At 35.9% G+C, this 12908-nt stretch carries 12 protein-coding genes; all 12 read left to right on the forward strand.

Features of this window, described 5'->3' with window-relative positions:
- Position 1 precedes the first annotated feature (1 nt).
- The 12 genes from RWM19_RS03480 to RWM19_RS03535 all read left to right on the forward strand — a co-directional run bounded on the left by RWM19_RS03480 (position 2) and on the right by RWM19_RS03535 (position 12882).
- Positions 2-307: a PTS lactose/cellobiose transporter subunit IIA gene (locus tag RWM19_RS03480; protein ID WP_294020141.1), complete on the forward strand. Its 306-nt coding sequence runs from the start codon at positions 2-4 to the stop codon at positions 305-307.
- A 2-nt stretch (positions 308-309) separates the two neighbouring features.
- Positions 310-930, forward strand: coding sequence for an RDD family protein (locus RWM19_RS03485; RefSeq protein ID WP_313983743.1), 621 nt, complete (start codon positions 310-312; stop codon positions 928-930).
- 166 nt (positions 931-1096) lie between these two features.
- Positions 1097-2707, forward strand: coding sequence for an AAA family ATPase (locus RWM19_RS03490; RefSeq protein ID WP_313983746.1), 1611 nt, complete (start codon positions 1097-1099; stop codon positions 2705-2707).
- Positions 2688-4010, forward strand: coding sequence for a 5-methylcytosine restriction system specificity protein McrC (locus tag RWM19_RS03495; RefSeq protein WP_313983749.1), 1323 nt, complete (start codon positions 2688-2690; stop codon positions 4008-4010). The genes RWM19_RS03490 and RWM19_RS03495 overlap by 20 nt, the downstream gene beginning before the upstream one ends.
- 293 nt (positions 4011-4303) lie before the next feature.
- The gene (locus tag RWM19_RS03500; protein ID WP_313983752.1) at positions 4304-5374 is read left to right on the forward strand and encodes an AEC family transporter; all 1071 of its coding nucleotides are present in this window, start codon (positions 4304-4306) and stop codon (positions 5372-5374) included.
- Between the two features lie 72 nt (positions 5375-5446).
- Positions 5447-6463, forward strand: a complete 1017-nt coding sequence (locus tag RWM19_RS03505; RefSeq protein WP_294021497.1) for a 2-hydroxyacid dehydrogenase — start codon at positions 5447-5449, stop codon at positions 6461-6463.
- A gap of 81 nt (positions 6464-6544) precedes the next feature.
- Positions 6545-7012: a hypothetical protein gene (locus tag RWM19_RS03510; RefSeq protein WP_313983756.1), complete on the forward strand. Its 468-nt coding sequence runs from the start codon at positions 6545-6547 to the stop codon at positions 7010-7012.
- Between the two features lies 1 nt (position 7013).
- Complete coding sequence (locus RWM19_RS03515; protein WP_313983759.1) at positions 7014-7532, forward strand: GNAT family N-acetyltransferase; 519 nt, start codon at positions 7014-7016, stop codon at positions 7530-7532.
- 5 nt (positions 7533-7537) lie between these two features.
- Entirely contained in the window at positions 7538-8026 is a 489-nt protein-coding gene (locus RWM19_RS03520; RefSeq protein WP_294021502.1) for an adenylate kinase, read from the forward strand.
- A 105-nt stretch (positions 8027-8131) separates the two neighbouring features.
- Positions 8132-10819 carry a magnesium-translocating P-type ATPase gene (gene mgtA / locus RWM19_RS03525; RefSeq protein ID WP_313983763.1) on the forward strand — a complete coding sequence of 896 codons (2688 nt, stop codon included), beginning with the start codon at positions 8132-8134 and terminating at the stop codon, positions 10817-10819.
- Positions 10820-10938: 119 nt separating this feature from the next.
- A complete protein-coding gene (locus tag RWM19_RS03530; protein ID WP_313983766.1) occupies positions 10939-11472 on the forward strand; it encodes a helix-turn-helix domain-containing protein in 534 nt (177 codons plus the stop codon).
- Between the two features lie 60 nt (positions 11473-11532).
- On the forward strand, positions 11533-12882 hold the full coding sequence (locus RWM19_RS03535; RefSeq protein ID WP_313983769.1) for a DUF349 domain-containing protein: 1350 nt from the start codon (positions 11533-11535) through the stop codon (positions 12880-12882).
- Positions 12883-12908 lie beyond the last annotated feature (26 nt).

Genomic DNA, 12908 nt, shown 5'->3' on the forward strand with positions numbered 1-12908 from the left:
AATGGAAGGCTTAGAGTTAATCTGCTTTAAAATTATTGCGTCGGTAGGAGAAGCAAGAAATTCTCTTTTGAATGCATATCGTCATGCGAAGAGAAAAAATGTGGAGGAAGCCAAGAAGTGTATGCAGGAGGCAGAGGAGTTTTTCAATAAAGCACACCAAGCACATGCGGAGCTGATTACACAAGAAGCAAATGGTGAGAATATCAGTGTGAATTTGTTGTTGGTTCATGCGGAAGATCAGTTAATGAGTATTGAAACACTTAAGATCATCGCGGAAGAGGAGATCTTATTTGCGGAAGGATTATAAGCATGAGTAAAAATAAGCAACTAAGAAAGAAAACAACAGAAACTACACAAAATAATCAAAATGCCTTTCTTGCAAGAAGAGGATTTGCGTTTGTCATCGATTTTATTATCACAAATCGTTTGTCACTATTTGTGACGGGGATTGTATATGGATTGATGAATAATGGAAATATTCAGATTCTCAATGGTTTTGAAGGTATCCAAACAACACAGATTCTTGTGTTATTGTTCAGTATGCTTATTGCACACGGTTTCTACTTCGTCTTTGTGCCTGCCAAGATTACAGGTGGTTCAACAATGATGCAGAAGGTAATGCAGATTAAAGTTGTGCGTGAAGATGATAAACCAGCGACAATGAAGGACTTTGCGTTACGTTACTTCGTAGGCTCCGTTTTATGTGAGGGTTTATTCTATGATGCCTTCGGAGTCATTCTAAGTGGAATCTTCTTCGGCATCTTTATGGCAGAAGATATCAGTCGTATCATTTATATCGTTAGTGCAATTAGTAGTGTCCTTTCGCTAATTATGGCATTGATGGATAAAGGGAAGTATCGGTTCTTCCATGACAAGATATCGAAGACAATCATGAAAGATGAATATGTCCCAAGCGGCAAGGTACTATAAGTTTGTGAAACTATCCCATTCTGATACGAAGAATGGGTTTTTAAATACGTAATGTATATTGCGAATACCATACTTAGTTGAAAGAGTTTGTGGCTACACATATAATCAAAATAAAGATACACAGTTATAAACGATAAGATAAATAATATTACAAGGAGAGAAAGTGATGGCTATTCCAAAGATTCGAAAAGATAGTATATTATCTGCATTAAAATTTTTAGATGAACATGGTATTCCGGACAAACACAAAAGCACACAATATGAACTCATTAGCAGCGATGATAAGAAATATCCACCAAAGTATGTAATAGCAGTAGCAAATCATATTGAAAATGGGGGAGAGATTGTAACAACTGGATATAATGCGGTTGAAGCTAAGAATTATTTTGAATCACATGGATTCAAAATTCAGACGAAACAAGAAAAAAATGAAGAGACAAAGATTAGTAGTGAGCTAAATGAAAGTCAGGATATTGACGGGGGAAAGGGTTTTGGAAACTACAAAAATCCATATTCCAAATTACTATTAGAATCTAAAAATATTGTATTTAGAGGTGCACCAGGAACTGGGAAATCATACTTAGCAAAGCAAATTGCTGCAGATATTATAAGTGATGGATATACAGAACAGTACACTGAGTTGACAGATGAGCAAAAGCAACAAATAGAGTTTGTTCAATTTCATCCAAGTTATGACTATTCTGATTTTGTGGAAGGTCTGCGTCCAAAGATGAATGAGGATGGAAGTATTGGATTTGAACTGCGAGATGGAGTTTTTAAATCGTTTGTTGAAAAAGCAAGACAAAATTTTGAGAATTCACATAAACCAAAAGAAATTAGGGAGCGAGAAGCATCAGTAAATACAATCATGACTAATTTCTTTTCGAATATTAGACTAGAGGAAGATGAATTTAAAACAATTAAAGGAAGCAAATTCACTATCACTAATATTGATGACAAACGTATCTATATAGCGATTCCGGGGAACGAAACAGTTGATAAACTAAGTTTAAATATTGACGAGATACGTAGGATGCTTGAATCCGGATTGGATTTTGAAAAAGTGAGTGATATTACTAGCTTTTTTGGCAAACAGTTTGCAACACAGAATTACTCCTATGACTATGCGCTATTTAAGGCGATTAAAGCGAAAGCGCTAAATGTAACTAAAACTGATGTGGCGCCAGAAGAGTTAAAGAAATATATTTTTATTATTGATGAAATTAATCGTGGTGAAATTTCTAAAATTCTTGGGGAGCTATTCTTCGCTATCGATCCTGGGTATCGTGGAAAATCTGGCGAAGTAGCAACACAATATTCTAACATGCATGCATATCCAAATGAGAAATTTTATATTCCTGAAAATGTCTTTATCATTGGAACAATGAATGACATTGATAGGTCTGTTGATAGTTTTGATTTTGCGATGAGAAGAAGATTTAGATTTATTGAAGTGAAAGCTGAATCGACTCAAAATATGCTTGATCTGTTAGAAGATGTGCAACTAAGAAGAGAGGCTTTAGCAAGAATGGATAGATTAAATGAAGAGATTCTCAAAGTTGATGATTTAAATGAAAACTATCAGATTGGAGCAGCATATTTCCTTAAGCTTAAAAATATAAGTTTTGATGACTTATGGAATGATTATCTAAAACCTTTATTACAGGATTATGTGCATGGATTATATGATGAACAAGGTATCATGAAGGGATTTGCCAAAGCATATGGATACCAGGCTTCAGATGAAGGTGATGCAGATGAAGCAATTGAAAATTAAAGATAATCAATATGAAAAGAAAGAAAGTTTTTCTGAAGTTGCAAGTATTGTAAAGCGTGTTGCGGATAAGACATTAGGCAATCTTCAAAATGAAGGGATTTTTGTGTTTCCTGAGTGTATGAATGACGCAAAGGATATTACCAGAGAACAGTTTATTCTTCAAAGTTATAATGATAAGTACTGTACTGGAAACGTAATGGGCTTTCTTGGAATGGAATCGGAAAGAATTGTTATCGAATCTAGGTTTAGTGTAGGAGACAAGGATTATTTCTTTCAGTATCTATTAGAAAAAGTCGTAGATTATCCTAATTTTGTAAATTTATATACAGATATGAATCAAGATGATATGGTCTATCACCTGTTGTTATTTTTATTTCCATATTATCTTAAGAGTGCAATGCGAAAAGGTCCTTTTAAAACTTATATCTGTAAGAAATACAATGATAGAAATATAAATGGTGTAATTGATATAGCAAGACATATACGATTGAATACTCCTTTTATTGGAAATGTATCGTATAACCAAAGAGAGTATTCTTTTGATAATTATCTAATGGAACTTATCCGACATACGATTGAGTATATAAAAGGGAAATCGTATGGATATGCACTTTTGAAAAATGTCAAGGATGAAGTGAAATTGATTGTGGAATCAACACAGGGGTATTGTGCATCAGAACGAAGAACAATCATAGAAGAAAATAAAAAGAATAAACTAAGCCATGCGTATTACCACGAATACAGGAGCTTACAAAAGCTTTGTATTATGATTCTGCAAAATCAAAAACATAGGTTTGGACTTGGGAATAGGCGAATCTACGGAATCTTATTTGATGGGGCCTGGTTATGGGAAGAATATATTAATACTCTCATTGGAGAACAGTTCTATCATCCTATGAATAAAGCTAGAAGTGGACAGCAAAAACTTTTTTCTGATGGTTCAGGATTGATTTATCCGGATTTTATTGGAAAGAATTCTGCAAATAGAATAATAGTGGACGCAAAGTATAAACCAATAAGAAATATTGCAAGTGGCGATTATCTGCAAGTACTAGCTTATATGTTCAGATTTGATGCGAAATGGGGATATTATATTTATCCGGATATTTACAATTCAAATGTCAAAGAATTGATGCTGAATCAAGGAGTTACATTTGAAAATAGTGTAAGTCCTAGAGAAAATATTGGTGTAAAGAAAGTTGGCTTGAGCATTCCATGCGCATGCGATAATTACCAAGAATTTGTTAATCGAATTCAAAAGAGTGAGGAAAAGTTAAAACAGTATTTTAAGGAAGATTTATAGTGCGTATGATACAAATAAGGATTCAAGTAAAGATTTGTTGAGTACTATAGTAATTTATGGTTTGCTAATTGCATCTATATTAGAAAAGCTTTTTTGTGAAAAAAATCCATTCGCGCACAAAGAATGGATTTTTATGCATGCATGTTTATATTGTATGGAAAACAATCATAAAATATTGGTTGTTAGATTGTGTGATATTCAACTTTGTATAAGGGATTGAAATGGAAGTCGAGGTTTGCTATACTAAGTCGCGTAAATATTGAAATATATATTTGAAAGAAGGGGACTATTACATGAATTTCTTTGATATCTTTATAAAGACATTATCAAATGAAAAGATCAATTCGGCTATTATTTCTAGCGTAGCTATTATCCTATTAGGTTATGTTATGCGTCGCAAGAAGGTATTCGATGATCGCACAGCGAAAGTATTAACACAGGTTGTACTTTCAGTATCAATTGCTGCATTGGCATTTAAGTCATTTATGGCGCCAATCAAACCAGAAACATTTACACAAGGTTTAAATGTATTAATCTGGGGTATCGTAATTTATATCTTACTCATCTTCTTAACGATTCCGCTCTATGCGAAGTTTGAAGGTGATGAACAGGATGCTTTACGTGTACTAAGTATTTTCGGTTCTACAACATTCTTCGGAATTCCTATTGTAAGTGCAATCTATGGTGCAGAAGGTGCGTTATACGCTTCTATCTTCAACATTGGTTACAGAATCTTCTTATATTCTTATGGATATATTAAGATGAGTGGATTAAAGATGACTTCTAAGAACATCAAGTCTATGTTCTTAAATCCAATCGTTATCGCTACATTCTTAGGACTATTCTTGTGGTTGGCACAAGCATATTTACCACAGGTTACTGTAGCTGTTAAGGATGCAACGTCAGGTGAAATGGTGAATAAGTCAGTTTCATTCATGCGTTTAGACCTTACATCTCCACAGATTACTCAGATTTTAACTTACTTGGCTGGTTTAGCTTCTCCGCTTGCTTGGTTAGCAATTGGTTCTACACTTGGTTCAGTAAACTTCAAGGATGCGATGACAGACAAGAAGGCATTGTACTATACATTTATTAAGTTATTGATTATCCCTGCATTCAACATCGTTGTATTAGCAATCTTAACAGTAACTCATATCTTACCAGTTAATCTTGTTTCTTTAGGTACAACAGTTATTATGATGGCTACACCTCCAGCAACAGTTGCGGCTTCTTATGCAATTCGTTTTGATAAGGGTGCCCTCGTTGCGTCTAACACTTCATTGATTGCGACATTAGCAGCTGTTATTATGGCTCCTATTTGGATCGTTATCGTTGAATTAATTGGACATTTAGGAATCTTTTAATTAAGAATAGTATTATAATAAAGCGGGATAAATATCCCGCTTTCATAAATAATAAACAGAAGGAGTAAAATTATGTCATTTAAAGTAGTATGTTATGGTGTTCGTCCAAATGAAGTAGAGTTTTTCCACAAGTATAATAAGTATAACTATGACTTAAAGCTTGTTGAGGGTTTGACAACTCATGAGAATATCACTGAGTGTGAAGGTGCTGACGCAGTCTTATTACGTGGTAACTGTGTTGCGGATCGTCAGAACTTAGAGAAGTTAAAGGGATATGGAATCAAGTATGTATTTACACGTACTGTAGGGTTCAACCATATTGATTTACAGGCTGCTGCAGATTTAGGTTTAATCGTTGCACGTGTTCCTGGATATTCTCCAAACGCTATCGCTGAATTATCCTTAACATTAGGTATGATGTTATTACGTCATACAGCTGCTGCTACTAGTGCAACTGCTGCTGGTGACTTCGTTGTTTCACCAACATATTTCTCTAAGGAAATTCGTAACTGTACAGTGGGTATTATCGGTACAGGTAGAATTGGCTTCACAGAAGCTAAGATGTATAAGGGCTTAGGTGCTAAGGTTATTGGCTATGATGTGTATGAAAATGATGCATGCAGAGAAGTACTTGACTACGTAACTCTGGATGAATTACTTGCACAGTCTGATATCGTTAGCTTGCACGTTCCTTACTTCCCTGGTCAAAACGATAAGATGGCTAACGCTGAATTCTTCAGCAAGATGAAGGATGGTTCAATCTTCTTAAATACTGCTCGTGGTGAATTACAGGATAATGAAGCAATCTTAGCTGCTCTTAAGTCTGGTAAGTTAGATGGATATGGAACAGACGTATTCGCTAACGAAACATCATTCTTCTTCAAGAAGTTAGCTAGTGCTGCAGAGATTTCTGATCCTACTGTTCGTGAACTTGTACAGATGTATCCAAAGGTATTGGTAACACCACATATTGGCTCTAATACAGATGAAGCTTTAGCAAATATGATTGAATACTCAATGGATAACTTCAATGAGATTCTAACTACAGGCACTACAAAGAATCTTGTAGCTCTTCCTGAAGCTAAATAATAATCTTACTTAAGATACTCGAGAGAGTATCTTTTGTTTTCCTGGGAAATGCTATAATTTGAATATACAGGAGAGTTTAGTATGAACACAAAACAAGCTGCTCAAAAATGGGGATGTTCTGTAAAGACAGTGACGAAGTTATGTGCGGATGGTGTGATTCCGTTAGCAGAGAAGGATGAAAGAGGTAGATGGGTAATTCCTGATGAATGTGAAAAACCACCAGTCTCTCGTTTTCGTCTTTGTTTTCTGATGGATATGATTAACCAACTTAAAGAAGGCGTAATCTTTCAACAGGTTAAATGGGGCATTAGTGAAAAAGAATTACAAGATGGTTATCAGTATCTGATTGAAAATGCGATGGTTTCTTCTTTTGATGTACGTCAACTGGAGAAAAAACTTCCAAATGCTAAAATTACCTCACGTGGGAAAGCACTGATGGAAAGAGAAAATAAAGAAGGCTCTAACCAACGCAAATTTAATGTGAACTTTAAGATTAATACTGGTGTCTTCAGTTTTGAGACTGGCTATGAAAGTGCGAAAGGAAAGTAACATGGATAGAATTGAAACAGAACGTTTAATTCTTCGCCAGTTTGAATTCTCTGATAAAGATGATTTATTTGAAATCATGTCGGATGAGCAGACCAGTTTAGATGATGGTGGTTATCATGCAAGTAAGTCGCAAGATAAGCAGTATCTAGCTTTGATGGAAATTCTATGTCGGCAACAAAGATTCAGTATCATCTTGAAGGATAATCAAAAGATGATAGGAATGATTAACCTTCAAGATGACGATAGAGCAGTTTCTTCTTATGAGTTAGGTTTTGTGATGAATCCAAACTATCGAAGAAAAGGATATACATATGAAGCAGTACAGGCTGTGATAGATTATTACTTTGAGCATAATTTAGTACAGATGTTTGGTGTATCCTGTTTTCCTTACAACAAAGCCTCTCTAAAATTAATTGAAAAGCTAGGCTTTGTGTATGAGGGGAAGGAACATAAGGGATTGAATCATGCGGTTTATGGTCCAATTGACCTATTATGTTATTATAAGGATAAAGATGAGTAGGTAAGATGAAGAAAGTAATTGTAATTGGATGTTGCGGTAGTGGTAAAAGTACATTTGCAAGACATCTGCATGCATGTACTGGAATTCCACTTTTTCACTTGGATCAGTTAAATTGGAATACGGATAAAACAACGGTAGAAAAGACGGTATTCTTGAAACGTGTTAAAGAACTGATTCAAAAAGATACATGGATCATTGATGGTAACTATGGTTCTTCTATGGAAATGCGTATGCAAGCATGTGATACTGTATTCTTCTTGGATTATCCAGTGGATGTGTGTATACAAGGCATTTATGGACGCGTTGGTAAGGTTCGTACTGATATGCCATGGGTAGAAGATGAAGTTGATGAAGATTTGATTGAATTTGTCAAAAATTATGAGAAGGAAGATAGACCGGAAGTTTTAAATCTTCTTTCAAAATATAAGGAAAAGGACATTCATATCTTCCGTTCTCGTTTAGATGCCAACCGGTATTTAGAGTCATTAAAATAGCGTTATTTGTCACAACTTTGTTGTGGCTTTTTTGATGGATTATTCATTGACGTACAGTGTGAAAGTGACTAAGATTGTTGTGTAAATGAAAAAGGAGGTGGAGATATGATTCTAAATAATGAGAAGAAGTTAGGCCCTACACCTAAATCGACTGGTGTTGAACAAGAGTTTCAACAGATTGCGAAAACAGAGGAATCTAGTCTTCTACAGGAATTAGCTTGTACACGAAATGGTATTAGCGATGAAGAAAGAGAAGAGAGATTAGAGAAGTACGGCTATAATGATTTATCTGCGATGCAGAAACATAGTTGGGCGTATTTCCTTGTACATAGTTTTGCGGATGCGTTTATTATCGTTTTACTTGTATTAGCGATTGTGACTTTTGTTGTGGAGTCGGATATCTTATCTGGAACAATTATTCTTGCACTAGCATGTATGAGTGCAGTAATTCGTTTCTTCCAAGACTATGGTTCTTACCGTGATATGCAGAAGTTAAAAGAGATGGAGCACGATACGGTTAGAATCCAGGTTCCAACGGAAGATGGTACTGAGGTAAGAGAAGTACCGGTGGAAGAAGTGGTTCCTGGTGATATTCAATTGATTGGGTCTGGAGATATTGTCAGTGGTGACTTATATCTTCTTGAAAGTAAGGACTTATTCGTTTCTGTTTCTGCCTTTACAGGGGAATCCATTCCAGTTGAAAAATATAAAGGTGTTGATGATAGAACTGTCAATGCGGCAGAGTTAAATAATATCTGTTTGGGTGGTTCTACTGTGAATTCCGGTACAGGTGTTGGTGTTGTAGTACGTACCGGGAAAAGTTCTTATCTAGGTAAGATTTCTTCTACAATTCATACAAAGAAAAAAGAGACGGATTTTGATAAGAGTTTGTCGAAGATTACAAGAATCTTAATTACTTACATGGTTGTAGTAGTTATCTTCGTGTTATTGATTAATGGTTTGGTGAAGAAGAATTGGTTAGAAGCGTTCTTATTCTCTATCTCTGTTGCGGTAGGTATTACACCAGGTATGTTACCGATGATTGTTAACGGAACACTTGCCAAGGGTGCTAAATTCCTAGCGAAGAAGAAGACAATTGTTAAGAATATGTCTGCGATTCAGAATTTAGGTGCCATTGATGTTCTATGTACCGATAAGACTGGTACACTAACGATGGATCATGTTGTACTTCAGAAGTATCTTGATGTAAATGGTGAGGATTCACATTTAGTATTGAATTATGCATGGATGAATGCATACTACTCTACGGGAGTTAAAAATCTGATTGACCGTGCAATCTTAGCCTATGGCGAAGAGAATGATGCGCATAAATACGCTGGTGGTTATGTGAAGTCTGATGAGATTCCATATGACTTTGAACGTCGTAGAATGAGTGTTTTGATTTCTAATCCTGGTGGTGAACACCTAGGTGGAAACGTTGAAGAAATTCTTCCGATGCCACAGGATGAGGTACTTATTACAAAGGGTGCTTTGGAGTCTGTATTAGAGTGTTGCAGTCGTATTCGCGTGAAGAAGGAATACATGGATATTCACGAAGAAGATCTTGCGAAAATCAACGCTCTTGCGGAAGAACTAAATAAAGAAGGTATGCATGTCATCGGTGTTGCCGCAAAGAAGAAAAATGTAGGTGATACAACAGTCTTCCATGCGGAAGATGAAACAAATATGACGTTCTTAGGAATCATTGCCTTCCTTGATCCACCAAAACCAGACGCAAAAGAAGCAATTCGTGGTTTGTATGATGCTGGTGTACATGTAAAGGTTATATCTGGTGATGCGCCTGTTGTCGTTGAACATGTATGCAAGCTTGTTGGTATGAAGGTTGGTGATCAGAGTGCTGTTACAGGTTCTGATTTAGAGAATATGAGTGATGCGGAATTAGCTTCTGTTGTGGAGAAGAATGATATCTTTGCACGCTTATCGCCAATGCAAAAGAAGCGTGTTGTGGATGCGTTACGCAATAATGGTCATGTAGTTGGTTATATGGGTGATGGTGTAAATGATGCACCAAGTCTACATGATGCGGATGTAGGTATTTCGGTTGATAATGGAACTGACGTTGCCAAAGCCAGTGCGGATATTATCCTGTTGGAAAAGAGTTTGACGGTTATTCTCAATGGTATTTATGAAGGTAGACGTATTTATGGAAATATCTTGAAGTATATGAAGATGGCATTATCCAGTAACTTTGGTAATGTTTTCTCGGTACTCATTGCCTCAATCTTCTTGCCATTCTTACCGATGTTGCCACTACAGATTTTGATTCAGAATTTGATTTACGACTTTACACAGATTGCGATTCCATGGGATAACGTCGATGATGAGTTCCTACAGACACCGCATAAGTGGAATAGTGCTTCGCTTGTGTCATTCATGAATGTCATGGGTGGTTTCTCATCTGTATTTGATGTACTGACGTTCTTGGTATTGTGGTTTATCTTAGGATACAATACACTAGCCATGCAGAATTACTTCCAGACAGGTTGGTTTATTGAAGGTCTGATTTCTCAGATCTTGATTGTACAGTTTATCCGTACATCAAAGCGTCCTATCATTGATTCAAAGTGTGATTCTAGACTGGCTCTAGCATCTGCGTTTGGTATCTTTGTAGGTATTTCAATTCCATATTTATTTGATAATCTGAAGAATACTGTATTTACAGAAATGCCATTTGAATACTTTGTATATTTGATTATTATCCTGGCACTCTATAGTACTACGATTGAAATCGTGAAGAAGTTCTATATCAAAAAACATGGTTCTTGGTTATAAATAAACGAGAGAATATTGGAATCGATTGGTTTCAATATTCTTTTTGTTTATGCTTGATGGGGATTGGACATAGTAGGAAGATATCGAAATATGTTAAAATACAACTATCAGGAGAATTTATGCAACAGGAACAACAAAATGCATTTAATCGTCAATGTATTAGTGAGGCACTAATACGTTTGATGGAAACCAAAGCATACGATGATATTACAGTAACGGAGATCTGCCGTATGGCAGGTGTATCGCGTATGACGTATTATCGAAACTATAGTAGTAAACGCGAGATATTCAGTGATTACATGAAGATGATTGTGGATGAATTCGTTCGCGTGCAACGTGCAAAGGATTTAAAAGTACGATCGTATGAGATGATTCTTGCAGGATTTTTATATTTCTGTTATTATGAACGCTTTATTGAGTGTTTGGATCAATCAAATTTATCTTCAATCTTACAGGATGGATTAAATTACTATATCGACAGTTACGTATTTGAACAGGGTGAAGATGAGTTGCGTAGATATCACTTGTATTATTATTCGGGTGCGTTATTTAACATCTATACTGTGTGGATGCGCAATGGTAAGAAAGAAAATGTTGAGGATATCGCGAAAATTGTTTACGAACATGTAAAACGCGAACATCAAACACTTTAATTATCATGTATAATATTTAATAGAGATTTTCGTATTACACGACAAATAGGAGGAATTACAATGAATTGGAAAACGTTAGAAGGATTTGATGAGAAATTAGCAAAGGTCAGCTTTAAAGCACATAAGACTTTTGATGGTAAGGTAGTGGAAGTTCTATACGGTGCAAAAGACGAAAATGGTAATTTTGTATTACCAAAAGAGGACCAAAATGATGGCCATGGTAGATGGTTTGGTATCGAAACAAATGGAGAATACAGAATGTTCTCTTGGCAAAAGCCTGCATATTTAGGAGGTGGCGTAGAATACGGTACTTCTCATAATGATACTGCACTTGAAGATATGGAAAATGATCTTCGTAAGAAGCAGGAATTATGCCGCCAAGCAGAGAATATTTCTACAGTAGAAGAGTTCGAAGAAATTCGTAAGCAATTTGAAACAATCGAAAACTGGAATACTCCAAAAGATGAAGAGTATGCAATTTGGTTTGGCAAGACTTTAGAAAAGTTCAATGCTAGAAGTCAGCGTCAAAGTGCAAATGCAGAAGAAAAGAAGAAGTTAATTGAAAAGGCTGCTAGTTTAGCAGATTCCACAAACTGGAAAGAAACACAGGCAGAATTTAGAAACCTGCAGGATGAATGGGAAACACTTGGTAATGCAGGTGTAGAAGATGATTCCTTATGGGAACAGTTTAAGGGCTATCGTAACCAATTCAATGATAAGCGTCGTAACTATTTTGATAATCTAACACAAGTACATTCTGAAAATGAAGAGAAGAAACTTGATTTAATCAAGCAGGCAAAAGAATTAGCAAAGAAGACTGATAACTTCCGTGAGACATCTGAAAAGATGAATGGTCTTATGGACGCATGGAAGGCAATCGGTAGTGCAGGCCGTGATAAGGATGATGAACTTTGGAATGCGTTTAACGCATCACGTCAGGGCTTCTATGATGAAAGAACAGCGTTCTTTACAGAGCGTGATGAAAAGCAGAAGGAAAGTATCCGTATCAAGAATGCCTTAATTGAAGAAGCGAAGACAATCGCTGCTACAAAGGATTATGGTCGTGAGAAGACAGATCGTATGAAGGTGCTTGATAAGGAATGGCGTGCTGCTGGATATTCTGGTAGTGAACAGAATGACGCATTGTGGGAAACATTTACACAGGAAAAAGAAGTATTCTGGAATGGTAAGCGTGAAGATAGTCAAAAGCGTCTGCAGGAAGCCTTCGACTATAAGAAGTCACAACTTCCAGTCGTAAGAGAAGAAATCAATAGACTTCAAGAACAGGAATATGAAACAAGTGACTATGAGAGAATTCGTAGTATTCAACGTCAAGTTGAAGAAAAGAAAGCTTTCTTAGAGAAGTTAAAGAACGATATTGAAGATATCGAAAAGAAATTAAACGCATAATTCAAAACCTCACTTCATCTGGAGTG

Source organism: uncultured Solobacterium sp. (assembly GCF_963517755.1).
Taxonomy (GTDB): domain Bacteria; phylum Bacillota_I; class Bacilli_A; order Erysipelotrichales; family Erysipelotrichaceae; genus Bulleidia.